Genomic DNA, 25,709 nt, shown 5'->3' with positions numbered 1-25,709 from the left:
CACGAACATGGGAGGCACGAACTCAGGGGACACGTGATCATCACGAGCGATCTGATCGTCCTGAACATCGTGATCATTGGCGGTCAGGGGCGAGGCGCGACGGCGGTGCTCCCGTCCGATGATCCGGCCGCCGCTCCCACCATCGCGGCGTACTTTCCTCCCTTCTCCATGAGCGCGTCGTGCGGGCCTTCCTCGATCAGCCGGCCGCCGTCCAGAACGACGATCCGGTGCGCCGAGGCGGCCATTCTCATGCTGTGCGTGACCAGCAGGACCGACCGTCCTCTCGCGGCGAGCGCCCGCAGCTCCTCGAACACGTGCCGTTCCGTCCTCGGGTCCAGCGAGGCGGTCGGCTCGTCGAGGACGAGCAGGTGGGCGTCGCGGTAGAAGGCGCGGGCGAGGGCCAACCGCTGCCACTGGCCGCCGGAGAGGTCGGCGCCGTCGGTGAACTGACGCGACAGCAATGTCGCGTACCCGTGCCGGAGCGAGGAGAGGACCGGGTCCACCCTGGCCTGGCGGGCCGCCCGCACCACCAGCTCGTCGGTCGCCTCCCGCGACGGCCGGCCGATGGCGATGTTGTCCCTGGCCGTGAGGGGCCACCGGGTGTGGTCCTGGGCGACCAGGGTCACCCGCTCGCTCAACGCGCTCAGCGGCAGCGTCCCCAGATCCACGTCGTCCCAGTGGAGGGCTCCCGATCCGGGTCGGTAGAGGCCGGCGACCAGCTTGGCGAGCGTGGTCTTGCCCGAGCCGTTGTCGCCGACGAGCGCGACGATCTCGCCTCGCCGGAGTTCGAGGTCGACGTCGCGCAGTGAGGGCGCCTCGGACCCGGGGTAGGTGAAGCTCACCCCCTTCAGCGCCAGCGTCGCGCAGTCGTGGGGCAGGGGGACCGGCTCGGCCTCGTCCTCCTCCTCGCGGGCGCGGTTCTCCGTCTCGGAGCAGAAGCGGAAGAAGTCCGCCAGGTACAGGCCGTGCTCGTAGAGGGTTCGGACGGTCAGGGCCGCGCGGTTGAGCGACCTGCGCCCGCTCCGGATGACCACGAGCGCCGCGCTCGCCGACGCCAGCGACAGCGCGTCGTGCCGGACGAGGAGCACCAGGGCGAGGTAGAGGACGCACAGCGCCGCGCCCCCGGCGACCTGCCCCACGAACCTCTGGAGGGCTTGGCGGCGACTCACCTCCAGCCGCTCTCCCATGTCCCGTGTGGTGATCTCCTCCACCAGCCCGAGCAGGTGGTCCTGGAGCTGGTTCGCCCGGATCTCGGGCGCGGCCCTGCGGTTGGCCAGGAGGTCGGAGAGAACCCATTTCCTGCGGCGCAGCGTGGTCGTCCTCCGCCGGCTGACGTAGGCGAGCTGGGCCGAGCGGACGGCGGCCCACGCCCCGGGCAGCGACGAGACGAGGACCAGGACGGCCAGCGCGGGGCTGACGAAGGCGACCGCGCCGACGGCGGCGGTCACCGTGACGAGCGCGCCGGACAGCGCCAGCGCCTGGTCGACGACGACCGGCGCGCTCGACACGCCCCGGTCGCGCGCGCGGCTCATCGCGTCGAACCACCGGGGTTCGTCGAAGAGTTCGAGCGGCGCCCTGGTGGTCAGGCCCAGCAACCTCAGCTCGGCCCGCTGCTCGATCCGGGGGCCGAGCCGGGAGCGGCAGGCCGAGGTGAGGGCGCCGACGAGCTTGCTGGCGCCCATCACCAGGCCGACGCCGACGAGCGTCGGCGCGACGTGGACCAGGTTCCCGACGACGAGCCCGGAGGCGACGAGGGCGGAGAAGAACTCCCGCGCCGCGGCCATCATGAGGACGACGAGCGCCCCCGAGAGGAGCTGGAGGCCGAGGACGGCGAGCGCCCACCTCCGGCTCGTCGTCCTGACCAGCGCCAACGCGTGGCCCGTGAGGCGGGGCAGGTCGCGCGCCATCCGCCAGAACGAGGCGCTCCTGACGTCGTCGTCGAGCGAGCGCCAGGCGGGGACGACCAGCTCGGCGCCGGCCATCCCGGCGGCGCCACGGCTCTCCTTCCTCGCCGCTCGGGATCTCACCGCTCGTCTGGATCTCACCGCTCGTCTGAATCTCACCGTGTGTCCGGATCTCACCGCGTGTCCGGAACTCACCGTTCGTCCGGAGTGGACGTCCGCCACCACGAACGGTCCTGTCGGACGTGCTCCCGCGCGGCCCGGTACGCCGCCGCGTCCAGCTTCCCGCCCTGCGCGACGAGGAAGTCCCCGACGGGGCAGTGCATGAGCGTGAGACCGTCGAACTCCCGGAACACCGCCTCGGGTTGTCCGGAGCGGTAGGTGGTGCGCCGCAACGCGAGCCCACCCGCGCGGCTCCTCGGCATCACGTGCCGAGGCACGTCCGCGCCGGGGCGGTCAAGGCCGGTCCCCGTCGCCCTGCGCTCCCGCTCGGCCCTCGCCGGTTTCTCCAGCGCCTCAAGGAGATCGCGGTCGACCACGTGCGCGAGGCTGGCGTGCGAGGCGACGTAGCGGAGTAGCTCCAGCAGCTCGGGCGCCACCAGCCAGGACTCGGCGACCGCCACCACGGCCTCGACGTCGTCCAGCGCCCCGGAGGCCATCAGCGCGACGAGGTCGAGGGCGTCCTTGGCCCCGAACTCGCGTTGGAAGCGCTCTTCAGCGAGCGCCACCACGTTCGCCATCGCCGTGTCCTGGGGGACGTCCAGTCGCAGGCCGACCCGCTGGGAGTCGCCCATGTAGCCGAAGGTGTTGACCTCGACGTAGTGGTTCATGTCGAGCAGCGGGTCGGCCGAGGGCCAGGACAGGCCGACCGCGAAGTGGTGTCCCTCGTCGGCCCCGAAGACCGCCAGGTCCAGCCGCCGGACGGGGCACAGCTCCTGCACGCGCGCCACGACCTGCCACAGCGTCTCCTCGCCGTCCACGACGATGTCGAGGTCCCCGACCGGCCTGACGACGTCCGGAGGGTAGTGGCGGGCGATCGTCGGCCCCTTGACCAGTTGGCAGTCCCACCGCGACGCGAGGTCGCGCCACACGGCGTCGTAGGTGGCGACGCGCTGTCGCGCCCGCGCGATCTCGTCGGAGGACCCGCTGCCCAGCGCGTGTCCCTCCCGTGCGGCGACGGACAGCAGCAGGGGAGCGAGGACCTCGCCGCGCCGCATCGCCCGTGCCTTGTACACCAACCGGCGCACGGCCTGGGACGGGTCGACCCCGAAGATCTCGTACAGGGTGCGGAGCGAGAAGCACTCCAGATAGCGCTCATCCACGTCGCGTCACTCCACTCACCCGGGTCGCCGTCGACAGGACCGCGGCCGGGTCCGCGGACCAGTACCGGTACAACGGCATCCATCCGTTATCCCGCAGCCGGGCCACCACATGCCGCCCGTGGTCCTCGCCGGTGGGGTGTCGGTGGACGACGTTGCCCACGAGCGGTCGGCCGAGTTCGGCGGCGTGCGCGGTGCAGGTGGCGGCGAGACTCCGGACGATCTCGCGGTGGCGGGCGTCCTGCTCGACGAGGATGTCGAACAGCTCGACGAACCTGGTGCCCAGCACGCTGTCCCGCGCGTCGACGTCCATCGTCGCGTGCCCCACGGGGTTCCCGTCGCGAACGGCGACGAGGGTGCGCCGGGACGGCGACGCGAGGAGCGCGTCCACCGCCGCGTCGACCCGGCCGCGGTCGGCGGTCTCCCCGAACTGGTCGTGCCCGTCGACCAGGGCGCGGGCCAGCCACGCGCGCACCAGGGGCGAGTCGTCGTCAGCGGCCTGCCTGATCCGCACGCCGTCGATCGGCTCCAGATTCGGCGTTCCCGCCTCGCGTTCCTCGCGTGACGGCGGAGGACAGACGCGGAGACAGAGGTAGGTCTGGCGTAACCACCAGGGGTGCGGCAGCTCGATCCACGGGTCGACCCGCAGGGTCACGCGCGTGGGCTTCCGCGCGCCGGCCGCACGCGCCAGCACCGACCGCAGCGAGTCTGGGCTCTCCGCGAGTGCTGGCTCCACAAACGGCGCGAACAGGACGCGGTGTCCCGTCACCGGCTCCACGCAGTGCCCGGCGACGCATCGCCGCCCGTCGATCTCGTGCAGGAGGCCGCGCCGCCGCGCCGAGTCCAGGAAGTCCTGGCTCGGACCCGACGCGTCCGCTCCGGGATCGAGCCGCCGCAGTGTCCGCTCAGTCATGCTCGGTCAGCGGGGACCTACTCGTCGTCCTCGACCTCGACGCCGACGTCCTCCAGCTCGACGTCCCTGGCTTCGAGCTGGTCCAGTTCGACCCGCAGGGACGCGTGGTGCCCCAGCCGGGGCCGGAAAAGACGGGACCGCGTGGTGTGCATGGGTTCGACCTCCACTTCCTCACTTCAGTGTGAACAGTGGCGCCACCGACCAGTTTCGTCACTGGTGCGAAACATGCTTGGGGACGCGAACGGGGATCGTCAAGACCGGTCCGAAGGGAACTGTCGAATGTGGCGTCATGACGCGTGTTCATCGGGGGGAGGAATTCACTGTGCGTTGCTGGGATGGACGTGGGCGCTGCCCTGAACGAGTGGCGTTCGCCCTGGTCAGAAGGGTAGGGTCGAATGCTTCCCCGTGGGAGGGGTGCACTCGGGAGAAACGGCGCGCGCCCTTGCGCCGTTGGGGTGAAACCGGAGATCGTGGCGCGGCCGGCGCGGAGTGCGTGCCAACCTTTCCCAAAACTGTCAGAACGTCGGCGGGGAGTGATGCCCGCAATTCCGACAAGATACCCGAAACGAGTCGTCGTCGTCTCGCCGAGGGTGTCCGGGATCATTCGGAGTCGATCGGGCACCGCGCCGGCCGGTCCCGCTCCTCACGCCTTCGGCGCGTCGACCGCTGGCGTGGGGACGTCGGGCCGAACCCGCATCGCGTGGGCCTGCCGCCCACCCGGCCACACCCCCTCCAGCCGCCATGCCGCGTCGAACACCCGTACCTGGTGTTCGAGGCTCCGCCGGTACAACTGGAGCAGTCGGGCGCGCCCCTCCTCGTCGAGCCGCGTCGCGGCCTCGTTCGCGACGTTCGCGTGCTGCGCGCACATCTCACTGCGGGCGCGACGCGTGTAGATGGCGGCCCACCGCCGGAAGGGCTCCGGCCCGGGCACGTGGACGTCGCGGAAACGCCGGCCGATGACCTCGGTGAACATCGCGCAGGGGTAGAGGCTGACCGCGATCTCGGGGAACGTGCCCTCGAACCCCACGCGCACCAGGTGGTTGACGTACCCCTCGCGGGCGGGGGAACACGTCCACCGGTCCGACCGGAGGTCCACGTCGAACCCGAGGTCCGCCACCAACGCCCGCTTCTCCGCGAGTTCGGCGTCCGTCGACTGCTGGTGCAGGACCCGCGCGGCGGCCGCCGCCCACGGGTGCCCGGTGGGGGCCTTGGCGATCCCCAGCGACAGCACCCGGTTGAACTCCGCCACGTGCGCCCCGTCGTCGAGCTGGAAGAACGCGAACTGTTCCGGGGTGAGGCCGCCGGCCGCGAGGGCCTCGATCCACGGGTGGTGTTCGTAGGCGGACCAGACCGACGCGGTCCGCTCCCGGCACTCGTCAAGAAACGTCATGTCAGGTCCCGTTCCTCCACACGACTCCACCGTCCATATTGGAAGGGCTCGGGGTTCACGCCTGGCGTGCGCCCCAGCACGAGGTCCGCCAGCAGCGCCGCCGAACCGGGGCCGGCGATGAACCCGTCGCCGCCGTGCCCGCAACAGAGGTACAGATTGGGCGCGACCTCGTCCACGACCGGGCGTCCGTCCACAGTGCACGGTCGTGTTCCTGACCACCGGTGGAGGACGGGCACGCCGCGCAGCCCGGGGAGGAGGCTCGTCGCCCGCGCCAGCACTCGCGCGTCGTGGTCCGGTGGCTCTCCCGCCTCCTCCGGCCACCACGACGCGCCGAGCAGAAGGCAGCCGTCCGCCCGCTGGTGGGCGAGCAGACGCACCACGGGTTCCGGTCGAGGCGTGTGCGTCGCGGCCCGGAGATCGTCGTCGGTGCGAGCCAAGGCCGGCACGGGTTCCCCGAGGATGTGGCGGAGCACCGGCGGCTGTGGCTCGGTCAGCAGGATGCGGCCCCGAACCCCGGTCATCGGCACGCGCAACCCGAGGGACGCGGCCAGCACCCCCGACGCCAGCCCCGCGGCGATGACGACCCGTTGGCCGTGGGCGCGCTGCCCGTCCTGCGTCAGCAGTGACCAGGTGTCCCCGTCCGGCTCCAGACGCACCACCCGGGCGCCGCACCGAACACGCGCCCCGGCGCGACGCGCCAGCTCGGCGAGCGCCCCGACGACGGCCGGAGGGTGAATCCGGCGTCCTTCCTCGAACAACAGGCCGGACGTGACGGCGGGACCCACCGCCGGCTCGTGCGCGCGGACCTCCTCGCCGGTGAGCAACCGGCCGTCGCCGGAGGAGTTCCGCTCCCGGAGCCGGGGGAGGTCCTCGGCCCGCGTGCCGAGGACCAGCGTGCCGAGGACCAGCGTGCCGATCGGCTCGTCGTCCCACGCGAGCGACGTGCGCTCCGCGACCCGCCGGTACACGTCGAGGCTCCGCCGCCAGAGCGGGCGCAGGATCTCCCCAGGGGGCACCAGTTGGCCGTGGGCGAGGGCTGACGCGCCGTCGCCGGGCGTGCGCGCTTCCCAGACGGTCACGGACAGGCCGGCCTCGGCGAGCAGCCACGCGACGGACAGGCCCACGACTCCCGCACCGACCACGGAGACCTCACTCATCGCACACCCTCCAGATGCTCGGCGAGCTGCTTCGACACCGCCGCGTCGCGGACGGCCGCGAACACGTCGACCGGGTGACGTCCACTGCCGACGTCCCGATGGCCCGTCTCCACCGCGCGGGCCGCGACGCGGTGGGCGAGCTGGGCGGCGGTGGGGAGGTCCAGCCCCCGCGCCAACAGCACCGCGAGAACCGACGAGTGGGTGCAGCCAGCCCCGTGCTCGCAGTGGGTGTCGTGCCGACGCCCAGGGACCGGGTGGTGTCGCTCCCCGTCGAACAGCCAGTCTCCGCCGGTGTCCGGTCGCGCGTCGGTGATCAGGACGGCGCGGGCGCCGAGGTCGACGAGCCGTTCGGCGATCCGCGCCGGATCGTCTTCCCCCGGTGTCCCCGCCAACCGCTGGGCCTCGCCGAGGTTCGGGGTGATGACCGTGGCCAGCGGGAGGAAACACCGCCGGACAGCCGTCACCGCCTCCTGCCCGCCGCCCAGCGCCGATCCCGACGCGGTGACCAGGACCGGATCGACCACGATCGGAACGGCCACGATCGGAACGGCCAGCCCGGAGAGGCGGTCCGCGACGAGTTCGACCACGTCCGGACTCCACGTCGTGCCGATCTTGACCGCGCCGACGGCGACGTCCGTCAGCACCGCGTCGAGCTGCGCGGCCACCATGGGCAACGGAACGTCGTGAACGCGGGAGACTCCCGTCGTGTTCTGCGCGGTCAGCCCCACCAGCACGGTGGTGGCGTAGGTGCCGAGCGCGGAGAACGCCTTCACGTCAGCCTGGATTCCCGCACCACCACTGGGATCGGACGAGCCGATCGTCAGGCAGGCCAGGGTGGGGCGGCCCGTCGCGTCGGGTCTCACGTCGCCCGCTCCGTGACCGGGTCGTCCAGCGTCCACGTCGCTCCGACCTGGTGCGCGAGCGCGCGGACGGACCTGGTGAGGGTGTCCAGGAAACCCGGGTCGTCCGAGTAGGTGACCAGGTGGACCGCGCCGACCGCGGGAAGACCGGTCACCAGTGCCGCGTAGGCGTGGTTCTCCTCCAGCAGCACCACCACCGGACGGCCGAGGCCGGTGGCCCAGCCGATCTCGACGTGCGTGCCGGGTGACGGCGGGTCGCCGGGGAACGCGACGAACAGGTCGCAGTCGAGCATCCACCGGAAGTCCCGTTCGGTGCACTCCCACGGCGTGACCATGCCCCGGCCCCACGCCTCGGTCTCGTGCGCGTTGGTGACGGTCCAGCCGCGTTCACGGAAGAAGGTGATGAGCCGCTCGTAGCGTCTCCTGACGGCGGGGTCGATCTCCCCGGTCAGCGGGTCGACACATCCCTTGAACGGCCCTCCGATGAAGACGGTGGGCGCGGAGGCGTCACGATCGGGCACCGGACACCTCCACGGCGTGCTCCTGCCCCGCGAGCCCAGGAAACCGGCGCAGCATCAACGTCCGGTACAACGGGCACAGCCGCTGCCACAGGCCCTCCGCGCCGCCGTCTCCGTGGCGGACCCGCCGGTACAGCTCGAACAGCACCACGACCTGTCGCCAGTAGTCGGGCAGGGCAGACCGGTCCAGCGCGTCGGGGTCGAGGCGCACCTCGTTCCGGCGCAACCGGTGTTCCCACCGCAGGACGTCGTCGATGTGCGGCCGGTTGTCGCCGGAGGGCATCGCGGGCATCCTGTCGTCCACTGTGGACACAGATGTGGTCGGGCGCAGGACCCGTCGCGCGGCGGGGATGTCCGACTCGTAGAGGTGCAGCGACCCGACCATGTGGGTGTAGGAGCCCAGCTCCACACCCAGTTGGCCGGCCATCACCTCCTGAAGGAAGGTGAAGGAGAAGACGTCGCTGACCATCCCCCGGTAGACGTCGTTCGCCCGCATGTAGCCGACCAGGTGGAGCGCGTTCTCCCGCAGCAGGAACTGGAGCGCGAGGGTGCAGGCGACATCCGGGTTGCCGGGGACGCCCAACTCCTCAGGCTCGAAGATCTGGATCACCGCGCGTTTGGTGTCGGGGTCGGCCCTGAGCAGCTCGCGGACCGCGGCCCACTGGTCCAGCCGCGTCGGCCCGTGGCGGAAGATTCGCGGCCCGTAGGCGGTTCCCGTGAGCCGGACGCCGTCCTGGGAGAACCGACGCACCATCGGCGCGTAATAGGCGAGGTACTCGACGTCGTCCCTGCCCGCGAGGTACCACAACGCCTCGGCGAAGTTGAACACGATGTTGGTGCGCCGCGCGGGGTGGGTGACCAGTCGACGACGGGGGTCGGCCACCCGCAGGCTGACCCCCAGCTCCTCCTGGCTGGGGAAGCCGCGCGGCGCGTTGCGGTACCGGGGCTCGTCGAGCAACGCCCGCAGCCGATGGAGGTAGGCGTCGGAGAAGCCCGCGTAGCTCGTCACAGCAACTCCTCCGGGAAGGAGGCGAACATGTCCGGGTGTTTGCCCTTGCTGGTGCGTGCACAGGAGCACACCTGCGCGAGGGGCTCCCTGGCGACGGACGCCAATCCGGCGGCGATGATCCGTTCGAACCGCTCCCGCCCGTACCGGATCGCCTCCCGGGAACGGGCGCGGAACTCCTCCGGGTCCTGATCGGACTCGTCGCGCATGTCGTGGTAGGAGTCGATGGCGACGGCGATCGCCGCGTAGTGGGCGTGTCGCTGCCGGGCCAGGGTGAACTCCGGGTCCATGGTCTGCCCGACGATCCGCGCGCCCAGCCGGTCCATCAGCTCCAGCTCCGCCAGGGTCTCGATCCTGGCGAAACCGTAGAAACCGAAGTACAGGCCGTCCTCGTGCACGGCGATCCCGCTCTCCCGCGCCCCCCGGATCAGCAGTTCCCGCAGCCGAGGGCACATCGAGGGGATCACGTGGGCGTTCGAGAAGCGGCCGCTGGTGGGAGGCAGCGACACCTGGGGGCCGGAGAAGCTCACCAGGTCGTGGGGGATGACCAGGTCGCCGCCCCTGACCACCTTGTCCACCCCGCCGACGACGAACGTCCCGATCACGTGGTCGACGCCCAGCTCGTCGAACGCGCTCTGGTTGGCCTGGTAGGGGATCTCCCAGCTCGGCGTCCTGCCGCCGGGGAACCGGCCGTAGAGGAAGTGCGTCTCGGTCCCGGACAGCTTGCCGCTGAACACCCGGTCCACCGGCCCGTAGGGCGTGACCACCCGCCGCTGCCGGAAACCCTCGTCGCGGATGATGGTGTCCGCACGAAGGACGACACCCAGTCTCATCTTGTCACCTCGTTGCTCACGTCCGCGCGGACGAAGTCCAGGAACGAGCCCACCCACCCGGTGATCGGGTGGCGGAAGCGGTAGCAGCGGAGGCCGTCCCGCAGGGACGTCAGCGCCCGGCCGTCGTCGGCAGGGGGGACGCGCCCGGCGACCGCCTCCACCAGCCCCAGCCGCCGGCGGTCGGCGGCGCCCTCCAGGTGCCGGGTGACCAGGTCGAGGGCTTCGTCCTCGTCCAGCCGCTCGACCTCGGACGGCCCGTGCGGCCGCGTCTCCAGTTCGACCACGACGTGCGCGGGCGCCCTGACCCGCACCGCGCCGCCGAGTGCGGTCACCTCGGAGGGCAGCAGGAAGGTCTTGTCGGGACGACTGCCCGGGTGCCGGCGGGCGGCCGCCTCCAGCTCTCCGGGGGTGAGCGGGGGGACGTGTTCGCCCAGTGAGCCGGACCGGACGCCCACCGCCCGGGGGCCACCCACCATCTCCCAGCGGTCCTCGTCGGGGGAGGGCACCAGCAGGACGTCGTCGTTGGAGACCAGCTCGGCCGCACACCCTCGGGTGAGGGACAGCGCGGCGGTGGTCTTCCCGGCCCACTTGTCTCCCACCAGCATGATCCCCACGCCACCGAGGCTCAGCCCCGCGCCGTGCAGCGGGAGGGCGCCCCCGGCGACCGCCATGGCGCGCACCAGGGTCCTGAGGTAGCGCGTCGCGAAGACGGGCACCCAGTTCGACTGTCCACAGCAGACACGGAGCTGGCGGCGGGCGACGTCCCACGTCGCCTGGTGCGGCGGTTGCCGATCGTCCAATGTGGCCGGTCCTCGGAGGTCGGTGTCGACCGTCATGCGCCACGGCGTTCCCGTCGGCCGGTCGGCGATCGGGTAGAACGGGGCCACGAACTCGGTCACGGCCCGCACCAGCGGCGCGGCGCCGCTGACGGCCACGCTCAGGTCAGCCAGCGGTGGTCGCACGATCCGCTCGATCAGCACAGCCCTCTCGACCTTCCTTCCCCCCAGCCCGCGCGTGGACACACCGGGGTTCCGCGCGGGACACCGTCGGCGCACGAGCACGCCGACACGTCGGTTCGTGACCCCACCGCTCCGTGGGCCGACTACTTCGTGGAACAGCCAGTGGAACGGCCGAGCCCCGACTGAGCCCGACTGAGCCCGACCGAGCCCCGACCGAGGTCCGACCGAGGTCCGACCGGCTCTGACCGCTCAGCCTCGGGGCTTGCCGATCCAGGTGCAGAGGTAGTCCATGTGCACCAACCGCTTGTCCGTGGGCACGGTGGGTCGCTGGGGGAAGGGCTGCTTGGGCTGGACGTCCTTCGGGCAGTACGGGTCGCGCACGAACAGCGAACGCTGGCCCGTCTCATGCGCGTGGTGCAGGTACGCGCGGCCGGCGCACCCTCCCCGGCAGAGCTGGAGCAGGTCGCAGCCCGCGCAGCCGTCCAGCACCTCGGGGTGCGCGTTCCTGCGGCGGAACGAGCGGAACTGGGGGGAGCGGACGATGTCGTACAGGTCGTCCTTCCTCAGGTCCCCGAACTTGTAGTCGTGCAGGTACACGCAGGGCGAGACGGGGATGCGGCCGTCCGGCGTGATGGAGTGGATGCGGAAGGACGTGCGGCCGCACGGGCAGCCCTTGGCGCCCTGGTAGTCGGTGACCGCGGCGATCGGGGGCTCGCCGAGGTCCACCGGGTCGCAGTGCTGGAGCAGCAGCGAGAATCCCTCGTAGTACTGCTCCGCGGTCAACAGCGAGTCCATGTGCGCCGGCTCGACGGGCTTGATCGGGTTGATGCGGATGTGGGCGTCGTACCGGATCGCCAGCTCCAGCAGCTTCTCGATGTGCCGCTGGGTGAAGTTCCAGTTCATCCCGCACATGATGATCGTGTGGTCGATGCCGTAGTCCCTGGCCAGCTCCAGCGTGCGGATGGCCTGCTTGTAGATCTTGGCGCCCCGGTTGGCGTTGTGCTCGTCCTCGAACGGCGAGTCGAGGCTGACGTCGAGGTCGTTGAGGCGGCGCCACTGCGCGTTGTGGTCGCGTTCCAGGTGCAGGCCGGTGATGCCCGAGGTGGTGAGGCCGACGATGATCCCGGAGTCCACGAGCCGGTCGATGATCTGGGGCAGCAGGGTGTCCCTCGGGTTCGCGCCGTTGGTGAACAACGGCTCGTTCCCGCCGAGGTTCACCGTCTCCACGCCGTTGGCCGCGAGCTGGTCGACGATCCGCTCGATGATCTCGGGGGAGAAGTTCATGCCCTTCTCGCGCGCGGACATCGAGTAGCAGTGCGTGCACCGGTACGGGCAGTCGTTGCCCAACGTCCACCCGATGTTGCGGATCGTGATCTCGCACTCGTCCAGGTCCTCGTGCTCGATCGGCCCCACCGCGCGCTCGAAGTGCTCCTTGGGGTCGATGACCGACAGCGGCAGCCGCGCCCCCTGCCGTTCCCACGGGAACCGCACGATCGACTCGCCACCGGACTTGGGTTCACCCATCGTGCTCAGCCTCCATCAACACAGGAACGGGTTGGGATCGGCGTCGTAGACCAGGCCCACTTCCTGGTACGCGCGGTTCAGCCGCGCCTCGAAGTCCGCGTACCAGGGCAGCGTCGCCTCGGTGTCGGCGCGCAGGAGGTCCTCGGCGTCGCGCCTCAGGGTCACCGCCGACGACGCGACCGCCGCCAGGTCGAGCAGTCGGCGGAAGAAGTCGAGGTCCACGGCGCGCAGCTCGACGGCCAGCCCGTGGAGCAGGCGCAGCTCCTCGGAGGACAGCGCCTTCGGCGCCGAGAGCGGGTCGATCGCCTTGTCGTAGACGGCCGCGTGCGCCTTGTGCCACCGCTTCAGCACGTCGTACACGACGCGGACGACCTCGTCCCTGACGGCGTACCGCGTGTTGCCCAGGACGTCCTGGTCGATGTCGAGTTCCCCGCGCCTGAGCAGCTTCCTGGTGAAGTTCGTGCCCGCCGCGGCGTACATCTCGGTGAAGATCCCCTTGGAGATCGTCCAGACGTAGCGCCGCATCATGGCGTAGTTGTCCTCCAGCTCGGACAACGTGGTCTGGTCGTCGAACAGGATGTGTCCGGCCTGGACGTACAGGCCGTGCCGCAGGAAGGTGTCCAGCGCGGCGAGGTTCTGCCCGACGTCGGCCCGCTTCGCCATCCTGCGCAGCGCCGAGGAGGAGAAGTTCTCGATGCCGCAGGAGAACGAGAAGAACCCCGCCCTCACCAGCGGCTCGATCACCTCCTCGGAGACCCGGTCGGCGCGGATGGAGCCGCGGAGCCGGGGGTGGATGCCGCGCCGCGCGATCTCGGCGGCCAGCTCCTCGCACCACTCGGCGTCCCGGGGCGGCTCGATGAGGCTGTCGTCGATGACCTTGAAGTGCCGGGCGCCCCGCTCGTACAGCCGTTCCAGCTCGTCGACGATGCGCCCGATGCTGCGTTGCCGCCAGGTCGCGCCGCCGCCGACCCGCTCGAAGGCCACGATGGAGCAGAAGGTGCACGACGCCTGGCAGCCGCGCGCGGTCTGGATGTGCACCAGGCTCCGGCGGGCGAGGGTCAGGGCGAGCGTGTCCCGTTCGGGATCGGGCAGCGCGTCCATCGGCAGCTTCGGGGCCGGCGTGGTGTTGTGGCGCACCGTCCCGTCCTCGTCCCGGAAGCTCAGACCCGGGATCGCGGACAGCGGCGGGTCCGCGCGCAGGACGTGCTCCACCAGCATGCGCAGGGGGACCTCGCCCTCGCCCCGGACCACGGCGTCGAACCCGGCGTCCAGGAAGTCCGCGGTGTGGAAGGTCGGGCCGTAGCCGCCCGCGACGCTGAACGGCCTCCTCCCGTGCGGGCGCACCAACCGCAGCGTCTCCATCGCGCGTTCCATGTTGCTGCGGTAGCAGGCGAATCCGACGATCTCGGCGTCGTGCCGGCTGATCCTTTCGGCGAGTTCGGCGACGGTCATTCCCTCCAGCCATCCGTCGACCACCGCCACGGAGTGTCCGGCCCCGCGCAGGACGGCGGCCAGATAACCCAGCCCGAGATTCTCCTCCGCGGTGCGGTGCGTCACCGGGGCCGGGGTGGCGAGGACAACGCGGGCCTCCAAATGCTTTTTCGCATTCAGCAGCAACGTAGCCCTCCCCCCAGGGAATGCGCGGCCCCACGCGTCGGCTCACGATAGGAACGGGTTCGCGCACTGTCAAGGAAACCGTGGGGGAGTGGAAAGCGGGAAACGGTCGCCCGGTCGGTGGGTGGTGTCGTGGGGAGTCGAGCCGGCCGAGTCGTCCTCTTCCGCTGGACGTCATCGAAACACGCTGGTGACGGCTATCACACCCCCGGTGGACTGGTGTGTTTGCATCCGTCCTGACCTGCGACCTCCCCGCGTGAAACCTCGGCCGAACGGACTAGTACCCTCTTCTGAGGAGCGTCTCGTCCGCTCGGTGTTCGAGAGCGAAGGTGGGGCGTCGGGTAGGTCGGAAATCTGTCCACGGATTGACAGGTTCTCCTTCCTTCGTCGGGTGTGACCGCCCTCGGGGTGGGTAACCGTGAAGGTGTTGGTGGGGGTTCCTGGCTGACCTCCTGTCTTTGCCGGGGACGATCCCCGTCCGGGGTGCGGTGTCGTCGCGACCGACTGTCGCGGACCAATGGGCCGTTTCTTTCCGAATTCTTTTCGAGTGCGACCGAGAAGGGCTCACGCGTGTTCATTCGCGCGCTCGCGCGGGCCGTGAGGAGTCGACTCGGAGCACTCCCCGACAGGAGATCTCTTCTGTACAGTGCGGGCCAGTTCCGCTCGGCCGCGGAACGTGGTCAAGGCGGACTTCTGGGGGGTCTGACAATGACCGGGACAGGGGATTCCGTCTCGTTGTCGGGCGGTGTCGCGCGAAGACTCGCCCAGACCGCGGAACTGCTCGGGCTGTTGCGGCACGCCGGAGCGGCCGCGCTCGCCGGCCTGGTCGCGGTGGCGCTGGCGCAGGTCGTCGCGCCGTTGGCGATGGCCTACCTGATCGGCGCGCTCGTGGCGGCACTCGCCGACGGCGACCCCTCCGGGGCCTTCGGTCGCGCTCTCGGTCTCCTGTGGACCTTCGCGGGGGTGATGGTGGCCGCGCACGCGGCATCCGCCCTCGACCGGCCGCTGCGCGAACTCGTGGTGCGCCGGGTGGACGGCGCGGTGCGCACCGAGCTGCGCCACCTCGCGCTCACCGCCGCCACGCCGGCGGAGCTGGCCGAGCCGGATGTTCAGGGCGACATGGAGCTGGCGACGAAGGGCTACTCCAGCCACACTCCCGGCGCCGCGGCCACCGCACAGTTGATGCTGGTGTTCCGGACGCTCACCGCCGTCGCCGCTGCCGCCGTCCTGGCCACGTTCTCCTGGTGGGTGGCGCTGCTGACACTGGTCCTCGTGCTGGCGCAGCACTCGCTGATGCGCCGGCAGTGGGCGGGCGCGTCGGGCGTGCGCACCCTCGCGGTACGGCTGCGCCCGTTACAGCGGCGCGCCGAACACCTGGCCGACGCGACCAGCGGCGCCGCGGCCGGCAAGGAGGTCCGGATCTTCGGTCTCGGGCCGTGGCTGGTCACCCAGTTCGAGCGGGCCGCGCTGGCGCGGCTGGCGCCGTTGTGGCGCAAGCGGATGAGCGTCATGGGTCAGCAGTGGCTGGTGTTCGGCATCTGCGCGCTGGCCACGGTGCCCGCGTTCGTCGCCATCGCCGTGGCCGGGGCGGACCGGACGATCAGCGTCGCGGCCCTGGTGCTGCACCTGCGTGTCACGATCCTGCTGCTGTCCACGGCGAGTCTCGGCATGGAGCCGTTCATCGTCGATTTCGGGCGCGTGTCCGTCGCCGCCCATCGGCGTCTCGTCGAGCGGTTCGGCGGTCGTCAGGGCGAACCCTGCGGGGCCGAACCCCGTTTGACGGAGCCTCGTCCGGCCGAACGTCGTGCGGTCGAACGCTGTGCGGTCGAACGCTGTCCGGTCGTTGCCGGGCCGGCGGGCCGCCGGCCGGACGCGGCCGAGCGGGTGGGTCGCCGTCCCGCTCGACCGCCGTTGATCCGGTTCGACGGCGTGGGGTTCGGCTACCCGAACACCGGGCGCGACGTCTTCGACGGCCTCGACCTGGAGATCCGCCCCGGGGAGAAGCTGGCGGTCGTCGGCCTCAACGGCGCCGGCAAGTCCAGCCTGGTGCGGCTGCTGACCGGTCTGGAGTCCCCGTCGCGCGGGCGGATCACCGCCGACGGCGTCGACCTGGCCTCAACGGACATGCGGCGCTGGTGGCGGCGCGTCGCCGTGGTGTTCCAGTCTCCAGTCCACTTCGGACTGTCCGTTGAGGACAACGTGCGGCTCGGGGACGGGGCCTACCCCGACCCCGACCCCGGCGCCGACGACGACGCCGCGTTCGACAGGGCGCTGGACCGCGCGGGAGCGCGTGACCTCGTCTCCGCCCTGCCCCAGGGCGCGGCCACCGTGCTCTCGGCGCGTTTCCCGGGAGGAGTGGACATCTCCGGCGGGCAGTGGCAGAAGATCGCGCTGGCCAGGGCGCTCTACGCGGCCGACCGCGGCGCGGACGTGGTGGTGCTCGACGAGCCCACCGCGCACCTGGACGTGCAGGCGGAGCTGGAGGTCTTCCGCACGCTCATCGAGACGATGGAGGGACGCACGCTGGTGCTGGTGTCGCACCGCTTCGCCACGGTGCGCCACGCCGACCGGATCGTGGTCCTCGCGGAGGGCCGGATCGCCGAGCAGGGCACGCACGCGGAGCTGATGGACCTCGACGGGGACTACGCGCACTGGTATCGGCTCCAGGCCCGGCTCGTCACGGGTCCGGTCGGGACGTGAGGGGGAGACGGTGCCTGGTGGGAACGCACGCGAGCGCCTGAGCGTCCTGGGAGAGCTGCTCGGCTTCGCCTGGCGGGCCGACCGCCGGAGCTGTCTGGTGGTGGCCGCGCTGCTGGTGCTCAACAGCGTCGTGGTCATCGCGGAGGTGTGGTTCGTCCGCGACTTGGTCAACGCGGCGGTCGCGGGCCGGTGGACCGAGTGCGTCACGGCCGCCGTCGTGGCCGGTGTGCTCGCGGCGATCGGGTCGTCCATCGGGCGCGTGCGGTCCAACCTGGAGCTGCAACTTGGCGAGCGGATCGGGTTGCGCGTCGACCTGGACGTGCTGACCACGGTGTCCGACACCCCGCACATCGGCCACCTCGAACACCCGGCCCACCTGGACCGCGTGGCCACCCTGCGCACGCGCCGGAGCTGGCTGACCTCCGCGCTGTGGACGCTCGGCGACCTGGTCAGCAGCGTCGTCGTGCTGGTGCTCGGCCTCGGCCTCGTGGTGGGCGTGCACCCGGCGTCCGCGGCGTTCCTGCTGGCCGCGCTGCCGATGCTGTGGCTGCGCGGGGCGGGCCAGCGCCGCGCGGCGGCCCTCGTCGACGCGGCGGCGCCCTCGGCCCGGCTGGAGCAGCACCTCACCGACCTGTGCCTGTCGGCCGAGACCAACCCGGAGATCCGGGTCGGCGGCGCCGGCCCCGAGCTGGACCGACGGGCAAGAGCGTTGTGGGCGGCGGTGTCCGGAGCCGAGGTCCGCGCCGAGCTGCGTTCCGCGCTGTTCGGCGTCGCGGGTTCGGTGTTCCTGGCCGTGGCCCACATCGGCGTGTTGGGCGTGGCGGCGTGGCTGGTGCGGGACGGCCGCGCCACCCTGGGCGACCTGATGATGTTGGTCGTCCTCATGACGACCATCGCCCGCAGGACCTCCTCGATGCCCGGCAAGGTCTCGTCGCTGCAACGCGCCTTCGGCATGGTCGACCGCTACCGGTGGCTGCGTGAGTTCCGCGAGCGGACGTCGGGGACGGCAGGCTTGCCCGCCCCGACGGCCATCCGCGGCGGGATCACGCTGCGCGAGGTCTCCTTCCGGTACGAGGGCTCTGACTCCGACGCGCTGCGCGAAGTGAACCTGACACTGCCCGCAGGCGCCGTCGTGGCGGTGGTCGGCCCCCACGGCGCGGGCAAGAGCACGCTCATCAAGCTGCTGTGCGGGCTGTACCCGGCGACCTCGGGCGAGGTCGCGGTGGACGGCCGACCGCTCGCCGAGATCGCCGCGCCCGCCTGGCACCGCGCGATCTCCGCGGCCTTCCAGGAGGGCTACCGGTTCCACCTGCCGTTGTCCCAGGTCGTCGGGATCGGCGACCTCGAACGCATGGACGACGGGGAACGCGTCGCCGCGGCGATCCGCGAGGCGGGCGCGCACGACGTGGTCGAGGACGCGCCCTCGGGGCTGGACACCCCGCTCGGCTCCACATTGGAGGGTGGGGTGGACCTGTCCGGCGGGCAGTGGCAGAAGTTGTCCCTGGCCCGCGCGCTCATGCCGACCCGGCCGCTCCTGCTCGTGCTCGACGAGCCGTTCGCCAGTCTGGACGCCCCGTCCGAGGACGCGTTGGTCCGCCGTCACGCCCGCACCGCCCGCAGGTCCGCCGAGGAGGTCGGGACGATCACCGTGATCGTCACCCACCGGCTGTCGACCGCGCGGGTCGCCGACATGGTCGTCGTGGTGGAGGGCGGCCGGATCACCGAGGTCGGCACGCACGACGAACTGGTCGCCCGAGGTGGGCGCTACGCCGGGATGTACCGCGCGCAGGTCGCCTCCTACGCCTGATCACAAGGGAGATCGGATGCGGTCCGCCCCGTTGACCCGAGGCCAGCTCATGCTGTGGTGCAACAGCCTGGCCGTTCCGGAACCCGCGCGCGCCGCCCTCAACCTGCCGAGGGTGGTGCCCGTGCCCGCCGGGCGCACGCTCGCGGACGTGCGCGAGGCGCTGCTGGCGACCGTGACCCGGCACGAGGCGCTCCGCACCACCATCGAGGTCGATGAGGCGGGCGATCCCCGGCAGGTGATCCACCCACCGGCCCGGCCCGCGCTGTCCGAGGTCGAGTCGACCGAGGACACGGCGGCGGACCGGGCCGAGTCCGTGACCGCCGACCTGTGCCGCGTGCCGCTGCGGCTGTCGGAGGAGTGGCCGTTGCGCGCGGCGGTGGTCACCGTGGCGGGCCTGCCCCGGTTCCTCTGCCTCGCGGTGCACCACATCGCCGCCGACGCCCGCGCTCTCGACGTGCTGGTCACCGAGCTGACGCGCGCGTTGGCCGGCGAGATCCCCGTCGGCGGGCCGCCGCCGCGTCAGCCCCGGGACCTCGTCGCGGTCGAGGCATCCGAGGCGGAACGCCGCCGCGCCGACGCCGCGCTCGCGTACTGGGCCGAGCGGCTGCGGGCGGTGCCCACGGCGCTGTTCCCGTACCGGCCGGACCGGGGGCGGCCACGGCGGGTGCGGGTCCGGCTGGACTCACCCGCGCTCGCCGCCGCGCTGCCGGCGCTCACCGACCGGTTGCGCTTGCCGGCCTCGGCCGTGCTCATGGCCGCCACGACGGCGGTGCTGCTCCGGTACACCGACGGCACGCGGTGGTTCTGGACGACGGTGGTCGACAACCGCCCGGCGCGGGACTACGACGACGCCGTGGGATCGTTCGTCCAGCTCGGGATGGTCGACGTCGAGGCGGGCGACGACCCTCCCTTCGCGACGCTGGTCGGGCGGTGCTGGCGGGCGCAGCTCCTCGCCGTCCGGCACGGCCGCTACGACCACGACGCCATGCTGGCCGAGCGCGGGCTGGCCACCGAGGAGCGGCGGACGCTGGTCACCCTGCCCACGATCTTCAACTTCAAGCCCACGTCCCGTCGCTCCGGGGCGAGGCCGTCGCGGGCGCCGGGACCCGGTTCGCTGGCGCGGACGCGGGTCGAGCACAGCCCCGGCCAGGGCAAACCCGACACCACGTTGTTCGCCGTGGTGCACGGGATCGCCGGCGTCGCGGCGGTGTCCTTCGACGCGGACGGCGCCGTCCTGCCCGCCAGGGACGCCGAGGAGCTGCTGCGCGCGGCCGAGGACCTGGTGTGGCGTGCCGCCAGGGGCTCCGACCCACGTGTGTCCGATGTGGACGTCCCGCCCCGGGCGCCGGACTGGACGCGCACGGCCGACGGCCGGGTGCTGGACCTCGACGGCACCGCGCGCCTCGTGCGTGCCCTCCCCGGTGTGACGGCGGCCGAGGTCGCGATCACCGACACCGGCGCCGTCGTCGCCACCGTCCGGGGCACGGTCGCCGCTCGGACGGTCTCCGACCACCTCGCCGCCCACCTGCACCGGCCGGGAGTGGTGTTGCCCGACCAGATTCGGGTCGAGGGTGAGCCCCCAGAGCCGACAGCGCCGACAGCGCCGACAGCGCCGACGGTGCTGACAGTGCCGACAGCGCCCACGGGACCTTCCGATCCTCCCAAGCCGGCGATCTCCGCGCTGCTGACCGCCCTCCGCGACAGGGCGGGGCTGTCGGAGCCGGACCTCGGCCGGTCCTACCTGGGCCAGGGCGGTCTCGTCCGACGTGGTCCCGCCGTCGTCGACCGACTGGCCGACCTCGGGTACGGCGGTGTCACCTTCGCCGACCTGCTCAGCGCCCGCCCGCTGCGCTCGCTGGCCGCCGAGCTGCGCCGGGACGGGGAGGACGTCACACGAACCCCCGTGGCGGACCAGCCATGACCGACCCGGACATGACGCACACCGCGCCCCGAACCGTCGACACGTCCGGCTGGGCAGGGGCGGACACCCTCGGCGTCGTCCATCCCGAGCCGATGCACGCCGTCCTGCTCGCGGCGGCCGACAGGACGCCGCACGCGCCCGCCGTGTCGGACCGTATGTCCACAGTGGACTACCAGGGTCTGTGTGACGCCGCGCTGCGCGCCGCGACGGTGCTCCGGTCGCGAGGCGTGCGGCGCGGCGACCGCGTGCTCGTGGAGGCCGACCCGCGCTGGGAGTTCGTGGCCCTGCTGTACGCCGCCTCGATGGTCGGGGCGGTGACCGTGCCCCTCGGCACCGGGACCAAGGCGTTCCACGCCCGCCACATCCGCGCGGACGTCGATCCCGCCCTCGTGGTGGGGTCGGGCGGTCTCACCTGGGACGAGCTGGTCGCCGCGACGGAGACCAGCGCACCCGCGACCGCGGACACGCCCGGGCCGGGGGACCCCGCGCTGATCTTCTACACCTCGGGCAGCTCCGGCATGCCCAAAGGCGTGGTGTGTCCGCACGGTCAGGTCGGGTTCACGGCCAGGGCCATCGCCGACCGCGTCCCCTACCACGCGGACGACGTGGTGCTCCTGCGACTTCCGCTGTCCTTCGACTACGGCTGCTACCAGATCCCGTTGTGCGCGCTCGCCGGGGCGCACCTGGTGCTCGCCGATCCCCGGGACAACGCGGGTTTCCTGCGTGCGCTGCGCGCGGCGGGCACCACGGTGCTTCCCGTGGTGCCCAGCCTCGCGCGGCTGCTGCTCACCCTCGCGGGCCGCGACAGCGCCCCCACCCGGCTGCGGCTGCTCACCAACACCGGAGAACGCCTCGACGAGACGACCCAGCGGGCGCTGCGGGACCGTTTCCCCGGGCTCACGATGGCGCTGATGTACGGGCTCACCGAGTGCAAGCGGGTCTCCGTCGGGCTGGTGGGACCGGATGCGGCCCCCACGGACTCGGTGGGCCGACCGTTGCCCGGCACCTCGGTGGCCGTGCTCGGACCCGACGGCACGCCGCTCCCGCCGGGCGAGGTCGGCGAGATCGCGGTGACCGGGCCGAACCTGACCGACGGCTACTGGCGCGCCCCCGAGCTGACCGCGCGCCGGTTCGGACAATGTCGGACCACGGGCAGGCGCGTGCTGTTCACCGGCGATCTGGGCTCGCTCGACGCCGACGGCGAGTTGCGGGTGCACGGCAGGGAGGACGACATCTTCAAGAACGCGGGGGTGCGGGTCAGCGCCACCGAGATCGAGGCGGCCGCCCTCGACGTGCCCGGCGTGACCGCCGCGGGCGTGGCCCTCCCGGTCGGTCCCGAGGGCGCGGTGCTGTGGGCGGTCGGCTCGGCGACCCCCGCCGAGATCCTCGCCGGGCTGCGGGAGCGGCTGGAGCCGGCCAGGGTGCCGGCCGCCTGCCGCGTGGTGGCGGCCCTGCCCCAGACCGCGAACGGGAAGATCGACCGGCGGGCGCTCGCCCGGTGGAGGACTGGTTCGTCATGAGCGACGAGGACCTGATCGCGTCCCTGGTGCACGACTACGGCAGCCCCCTGTACGTCTACCGCCTGTCGGCGCTGGCCCGCGCGCACTCCACACTGCGGGCGGCGCTGCCCGAGCCGTGCGTCCTCTACTACTCGGTGAAGGCGAACCCGCACCCCGTCTTGGTCGCTGAGCTGGCCGCACGTGGGTGCCGGGCCGAGATCAGCTCGCCCGGTGAGCTGGACGTGGTGCTCGCCGCCGGGGTCCCGCCCACCGAGTGCCTCTACACCGGGCCAGGCAAGACCGACGGCGAGATCACCGACGCGCTGCGCCGAGGTGTTCGGTGCTTCTCCGTGGAATCCGCGGGGGAGCTGTCCCGGCTCGACGCGGCTGCCCGAGCCGAGGGCGTGGAGGTCGACTGTCTGTTGCGGATCAACGCTGGTCACGCCGCTGCCGCGGGGCTGCGGATGACCGGCAGGCCCAGCCAGTTCGGCATCGACGTCGACCAGCTCCGGGAGGACCCCGCCCTGTGCCGGTTCGGCGGGGCCGCGCGCGTCGTGGGCCTACACCAGTTTCCGGTCTCCAACACCACCGATCCCCAGGCGCTGCTCGACGCGTTCGGCGCGGGCGCCGCCGTCGCGGCGGAACTGCGGGACCGGCACGGCGTCACCGTGACGGAACTCGATCTGGGCGGAGGGTTCGCCGCGCCCTACGCGACCGACGGGGAACCGCCCGAGTACGGCGAGACGTTGCGGGAGGGACTCGCGGCGGTGCTCGACCGACACCTGCCGGGATGGCGGACGGGCGAACCCTTGGTCGCCGTCGAGTCCGGACGCCGCCTCGTCGGCCCGGCGGGGGAGTTGGTCTGCTCGGTCACCGACGTCAAGCGCTCGGGCGACCGTACCTTCGTCGTGCTCGACACCGGCATCCACCACGTGGGCGGGCTGTCCGGCATCGGGCGGCTGCTGCCCTCCTCGGTGGGGGCCGAGGTGCTCGGCGCCGGGGACCGGCCGCGCGTGCGCGTCGACCTGGTCGGGCCGCTCTGCACCCCCGCCGACGTGCTCGCCCGCGCGGTCGAGCTGCCCCTGCCGCGACCGGGCGACCTGCTGCGGGTGCCCAACGCGGGCGCGTACGGCCTCACCGCCTCGGTGATGGGGTTCCTGAGCCGCACACCGCCGGTGGAGGTGGTCCTCGACGGTGATGAGGTCCGCTCCGCCACCGCCCTGCGGACGCGCCGCGCTGACGTCAGCGAAGGGGGAGCGAGATGAGTCCCGCGCCGGACCGGACGGCCCTCGACGCCGCCACCGACGAGGTGGCGGCCCTGGCCGCCGAGCACGCGGCCGAGGTCGACGAACGCGCCGAGTTCCCCACCGCTGCGGTGGCGGCGATGCGCCGCACCGGCCTGCTCGGCCTCATGGTCCCCGTCGAGTACAGCGGCCTCGGCGGCGACCTGCGAGACCTGGTCCGCGTCGTCGGACGGATCGCCGGCGGCTGCCTGTCCACCGGCCTGGTGTTGGCGATGCACTGCCAGCAGGTCGAGACGATCGCCCGGCACGCGGGCGCCGCGCTGCGGGCGCGCCTGCTGCCCGAGGTCGCCGAGGGGCGGAGGTACCTGGCGTCGGTGACCACCGAGGACGGCAGCGGCGGCCACCTGTTCCAGGGCAGCGCGTCGCTGGAGCGCACGGGCGAGGGCTGGACGCTGCGCCGTGCCGCGCCCATCGTCACCGGAGGGCGACGGGCGGACGGGTTCCTGGTCAAGGCCGTCGACGCCGGCACGCCGCCGAGGACTCGACTGTGCTATGTGGACCGTGAGCGGGTGTCCGTCGGCTATGGACAGACCTGGCGCGCGATGGGCATGCGCGGCACCGAGAACACCGCGCTCACCCTCACCGGGCGGGTTCCCGACGACCAGATGCTCGGTGAGACCGAAGACTCGACGGCCTTCCGCGAGATCGCGTTGGAGACCTTCGCCCCCTCGGCCCACCTCGGCTGGAGCGCGGCCTGGCTCGGCGCGGCCCGCGCCGCGTTCGCCGCGCTCGTCCGGCTGGCACGGCGCGGCGATCCTGCGGTCAGGTTCGACAGGAAGTCCGACCTGGACGTCCACCGGCTCGCCGGCGTGCGCACCCGGTTGGAGGTGGTGGCCGGCTACCTCTCGGGTGTCGTGGACGAGGTGCTGACCCTGCGGTCCCTCGGACGGACGCTGGACCGGCCCGCGACGCAGATCCGGCTGAACACGCTCAAGGTGATCGCCGCGCGGGAGACGCTGGCCGCCGCCGAGGAGATGATGACCATCGCCGGACTCCGCACCGGCTACCTGCGGGACGCGCCGGTGCCGCTGGAACGCCTGGTGCGCGACCTGCACTCGGCGAGCCTGAACTACGACGACCGCAGGCTGCTGGCCGCGAACGGGGCGCTGTGCCTGCTCGACACCGCCGTGACCCTGCCAGGGGACCAGTGACCGGGCCAGAGGCCAGGAGGGAGACCACCATGTCCGGATGGGCACCCGAGTTCGAGGCGCTGCTGCGCCCGCACCTGCCGGCGCTGGCCGCCGACCAGGAACTCCCCGGGGACACGCGTCTGGCCGACCTCGGCCTGGACTCGCTGTCCACGGTGAACCTGCTCATCGAGCTGGAGAACGGCTTTGGGGTGAGCTTCCCCGACGAGCTGCTCACCGCCGAGACGTTCGAAACCGCCGACACCCTGTGGCGGACCGTGTCCGCCCTCTCCACCGACGGACCGGCCGCCCACGAACCGAACCCGAGCTGACCCCGCCCGGCGGGCTGCGGGGACGACGTCCGTGAAGTTGGTCGCGCACACCCCGGTGCTCCCGAAGGTGTGTTGTTGCGGATCAGACCAGCGCCCAGGCGTTGGTGACGGACTGATGTCCCTCTCGACGAGGTCCGCCGCCCGCTGGCGCATCCAGGACACGCAGTAGTGGGCGATCGCCGGGACGCCACTGACGCCGTGCCTGGTGACGATGTTGTCGCTGGTTGTCAGCGGTGTTGGCAGTGGCCAATTCCTCTGCCGCCGACCACCACGGGGATCTTTCTGATCAGCGAGCGCCCGATGGCGTCCCGACGGCTCCAGTGCGGCCTACACCGCGTTCGTGGCCGTGGACGCGAAACCAGCCAGTCCGCCTGATACCGGGTTGAACCTGCTCGACTGGCTACGGGTCGACGTGTGTGGAGCTGCTGTGGCGCACCCTGGCGCTCCCGAAGGTGTGTTGTTGCGGATCAGACCAGCGCACAGGCGTTGGTGGCGGGCTGATGTCCCTCTCGGCGAAGCCCACCGGCCCTGGCACATCCGACACTCCACTGTGGATTTTCGCGCATGGGTGGGTGGTGTCGTTGTTGTGGCGGGGTGTCAGCGGTGGTGGTAGTGGCCAGCTCCTCTCCGCCGACTACATGGGGATCTTTCTGATCAGCGAGCGGTCGGTGGTGTCCCGGACGGCTTCAGAGCGGCCTACATCGCGTTCGTGGCCGTGGACTCAAATCCAGCCGGGCGCCTGATACCGGGTTGAACCTGCTCGACTGGCTACGGGTCGACGTGTGTGGAGCTGCTGTGGCGCACCCTGGTGCTTCCGAAGGTGAGTTGTCCTGGACGAGACCAGCTCACAGGCGTTGGTGGCGGGTGGGGCTCTCGGCGAGGTCCGTCGTTCGCTAGCGCATCCAAGCTCCAGCACTGGCCCACGCCGTGTCCGGCACCGCGTTTGTGGTCGTGGACTCGTACTCGGACCGCGGCGACACGATCAGCCGGAGCCGGAGCCGGAGGCAGGGGCGGGGGCGGGTCGG

The 25,709-nt window shown here is 72.0% G+C and carries 20 protein-coding genes; 7 read left to right on the top strand and 13 right to left on the bottom strand.

The features are described 5' to 3' along the window. Positions 1–83: 83 nt before the first annotated feature. From LX15_RS33045 to LX15_RS09210, 13 genes are all read right to left on the bottom strand, one after another. Positions 84–2,027 (bottom strand): ABC transporter ATP-binding protein, encoded by a 1,944-nt coding sequence (locus LX15_RS33045; protein ID WP_253669106.1) that lies wholly within the window; start codon positions 2,025–2,027, stop codon positions 84–86. Positions 2,028–2,095: 68 nt separating this feature from the next. After that, entirely contained in the window at positions 2,096–3,223 is a 1,128-nt protein-coding gene (locus LX15_RS09260; protein WP_253669105.1) for a hypothetical protein, read from the bottom strand. Continuing rightward, positions 3,216–4,133, bottom strand: a complete 918-nt coding sequence (locus LX15_RS09255; protein ID WP_253669104.1) for a GNAT family N-acetyltransferase — start codon at positions 4,131–4,133, stop codon at positions 3,216–3,218. Before LX15_RS09255 ends, LX15_RS09260 begins: the two co-directional genes overlap by 8 nt. Positions 4,134–4,150: 17 nt before the next feature. Continuing rightward, complete coding sequence (locus LX15_RS32340) at positions 4,151–4,285, bottom strand: hypothetical protein (protein ID WP_301304295.1); 135 nt, start codon at positions 4,283–4,285, stop codon at positions 4,151–4,153. A gap of 491 nt (positions 4,286–4,776) precedes the next feature. Further along, positions 4,777–5,523 carry a TenA family protein gene (locus LX15_RS09250; RefSeq protein ID WP_253669103.1) on the bottom strand — a complete coding sequence of 249 codons (747 nt, stop codon included), beginning with the start codon at positions 5,521–5,523 and terminating at the stop codon, positions 4,777–4,779. After that, positions 5,520–6,680, bottom strand: coding sequence for an NAD(P)/FAD-dependent oxidoreductase (locus tag LX15_RS09245; RefSeq protein WP_253669102.1), 1,161 nt, complete (start codon positions 6,678–6,680; stop codon positions 5,520–5,522). The genes LX15_RS09250 and LX15_RS09245 overlap by 4 nt, the downstream gene beginning before the upstream one ends. Further along, on the bottom strand, positions 6,677–7,543 hold the full coding sequence (gene thiD, locus LX15_RS09240) for a bifunctional hydroxymethylpyrimidine kinase/phosphomethylpyrimidine kinase (RefSeq protein WP_253669101.1): 867 nt from the start codon (positions 7,541–7,543) through the stop codon (positions 6,677–6,679). The genes LX15_RS09245 and thiD overlap by 4 nt, the downstream gene beginning before the upstream one ends. Further along, positions 7,540–8,061: a nucleoside 2-deoxyribosyltransferase gene (locus LX15_RS09235; protein ID WP_253669100.1), complete on the bottom strand. Its 522-nt coding sequence runs from the start codon at positions 8,059–8,061 to the stop codon at positions 7,540–7,542. The genes thiD and LX15_RS09235 overlap by 4 nt, the downstream gene beginning before the upstream one ends. Beyond that, complete coding sequence (locus tag LX15_RS09230) at positions 8,048–9,067, bottom strand: thymidylate synthase (RefSeq protein WP_253669099.1); 1,020 nt, start codon at positions 9,065–9,067, stop codon at positions 8,048–8,050. Before LX15_RS09230 ends, LX15_RS09235 begins: the two co-directional genes overlap by 14 nt. Then, positions 9,064–9,897, bottom strand: coding sequence for a phosphorylase family protein (locus LX15_RS09225; RefSeq protein ID WP_253669098.1), 834 nt, complete (start codon positions 9,895–9,897; stop codon positions 9,064–9,066). Before LX15_RS09225 ends, LX15_RS09230 begins: the two co-directional genes overlap by 4 nt. Then, positions 9,894–10,877, bottom strand: coding sequence for a hypothetical protein (locus LX15_RS09220; RefSeq protein ID WP_253669097.1), 984 nt, complete (start codon positions 10,875–10,877; stop codon positions 9,894–9,896). Before LX15_RS09220 ends, LX15_RS09225 begins: the two co-directional genes overlap by 4 nt. Positions 10,878–11,105: 228 nt before the next feature. Then, positions 11,106–12,380 carry a radical SAM/SPASM domain-containing protein gene (locus LX15_RS09215; protein WP_253669096.1) on the bottom strand — a complete coding sequence of 425 codons (1,275 nt, stop codon included), beginning with the start codon at positions 12,378–12,380 and terminating at the stop codon, positions 11,106–11,108. Positions 12,381–12,395: 15 nt separating this feature from the next. Beyond that, complete coding sequence (locus tag LX15_RS09210; protein ID WP_253669095.1) at positions 12,396–13,997, bottom strand: B12-binding domain-containing radical SAM protein; 1,602 nt, start codon at positions 13,995–13,997, stop codon at positions 12,396–12,398. 705 nt (positions 13,998–14,702) lie between these two features. Here LX15_RS09210 and LX15_RS09205 point away from each other — a divergent pair. The 7 genes from LX15_RS09205 to LX15_RS09175 are packed head-to-tail and all read left to right on the top strand — an operon-like array spanning position 14,703 to position 24,684. Continuing rightward, a complete protein-coding gene (locus LX15_RS09205) occupies positions 14,703–16,694 on the top strand; it encodes an ATP-binding cassette domain-containing protein (RefSeq protein ID WP_253669094.1) in 1,992 nt (663 codons plus the stop codon). Positions 16,695–16,704: 10 nt separating this feature from the next. Then, positions 16,705–18,501, top strand: coding sequence for an ABC transporter ATP-binding protein (locus tag LX15_RS33040; RefSeq protein ID WP_253669093.1), 1,797 nt, complete (start codon positions 16,705–16,707; stop codon positions 18,499–18,501). A gap of 16 nt (positions 18,502–18,517) precedes the next feature. Continuing rightward, positions 18,518–20,422 carry a condensation domain-containing protein gene (locus LX15_RS09195; RefSeq protein WP_253669092.1) on the top strand — a complete coding sequence of 635 codons (1,905 nt, stop codon included), beginning with the start codon at positions 18,518–18,520 and terminating at the stop codon, positions 20,420–20,422. Beyond that, complete coding sequence (locus LX15_RS09190; RefSeq protein WP_253669091.1) at positions 20,419–21,942, top strand: class I adenylate-forming enzyme family protein; 1,524 nt, start codon at positions 20,419–20,421, stop codon at positions 21,940–21,942. The genes LX15_RS09195 and LX15_RS09190 overlap by 4 nt, the downstream gene beginning before the upstream one ends. Continuing rightward, on the top strand, positions 21,939–23,186 hold the full coding sequence (locus tag LX15_RS09185) for a type III PLP-dependent enzyme domain-containing protein (protein WP_253669090.1): 1,248 nt from the start codon (positions 21,939–21,941) through the stop codon (positions 23,184–23,186). The genes LX15_RS09190 and LX15_RS09185 overlap by 4 nt, the downstream gene beginning before the upstream one ends. Next, positions 23,183–24,376, top strand: a complete 1,194-nt coding sequence (locus LX15_RS09180; RefSeq protein WP_253669089.1) for an acyl-CoA dehydrogenase family protein — start codon at positions 23,183–23,185, stop codon at positions 24,374–24,376. The genes LX15_RS09185 and LX15_RS09180 overlap by 4 nt, the downstream gene beginning before the upstream one ends. Before the next feature lie 29 nt (positions 24,377–24,405). After that, positions 24,406–24,684, top strand: coding sequence for a phosphopantetheine-binding protein (locus LX15_RS09175; protein ID WP_253669088.1), 279 nt, complete (start codon positions 24,406–24,408; stop codon positions 24,682–24,684). Positions 24,685–25,709 lie beyond the last annotated feature (1,025 nt).

The sequence above is a fragment of the Streptoalloteichus tenebrarius genome, from assembly GCF_024171885.1.
Classification (GTDB): domain Bacteria; phylum Actinomycetota; class Actinomycetes; order Mycobacteriales; family Pseudonocardiaceae; genus Streptoalloteichus; species Streptoalloteichus tenebrarius.
Note: the sequence above shows the minus strand (reverse complement) of the source record. Positions and strands in the feature narration are given on the sequence as shown.

What these genes read in the sequence shown, in the direction of transcription:
- LX15_RS09255 (WP_253669104.1), bottom strand. Translation starts at nt 4,133, where the DNA reads ATGACTGAGCGGACACTGCGGCGGCTCGATCCCGGAGCGGACGCGTCG.
- LX15_RS32340 (WP_301304295.1), bottom strand. Translation starts at nt 4,285, where the DNA reads ATGCACACCACGCGGTCCCGTCTTTTCCGGCCCCGGCTGGGGCACCAC.
- LX15_RS09250 (WP_253669103.1), bottom strand. Translation starts at nt 5,523, where the DNA reads ATGACGTTTCTTGACGAGTGCCGGGAGCGGACCGCGTCGGTCTGGTCC.
- LX15_RS09245 (WP_253669102.1), bottom strand. Translation starts at nt 6,680, where the DNA reads ATGAGTGAGGTCTCCGTGGTCGGTGCGGGAGTCGTGGGCCTGTCCGTC.
- LX15_RS09225 (WP_253669098.1), bottom strand. Translation starts at nt 9,897, where the DNA reads ATGAGACTGGGTGTCGTCCTTCGTGCGGACACCATCATCCGCGACGAG.
- LX15_RS09215 (WP_253669096.1), bottom strand. Translation starts at nt 12,380, where the DNA reads ATGGGTGAACCCAAGTCCGGTGGCGAGTCGATCGTGCGGTTCCCGTGG.
- LX15_RS09205 (WP_253669094.1), top strand. Translation starts at nt 14,703, where the DNA reads ATGACCGGGACAGGGGATTCCGTCTCGTTGTCGGGCGGTGTCGCGCGA.
- LX15_RS09195 (WP_253669092.1), top strand. Translation starts at nt 18,518, where the DNA reads ATGCGGTCCGCCCCGTTGACCCGAGGCCAGCTCATGCTGTGGTGCAAC.
- LX15_RS09190 (WP_253669091.1), top strand. Translation starts at nt 20,419, where the DNA reads ATGACCGACCCGGACATGACGCACACCGCGCCCCGAACCGTCGACACG.
- LX15_RS09185 (WP_253669090.1), top strand. Translation starts at nt 21,939, where the DNA reads ATGAGCGACGAGGACCTGATCGCGTCCCTGGTGCACGACTACGGCAGC.
- LX15_RS09180 (WP_253669089.1), top strand. Translation starts at nt 23,183, where the DNA reads ATGAGTCCCGCGCCGGACCGGACGGCCCTCGACGCCGCCACCGACGAG.
- LX15_RS09175 (WP_253669088.1), top strand. Translation starts at nt 24,406, where the DNA reads ATGTCCGGATGGGCACCCGAGTTCGAGGCGCTGCTGCGCCCGCACCTG.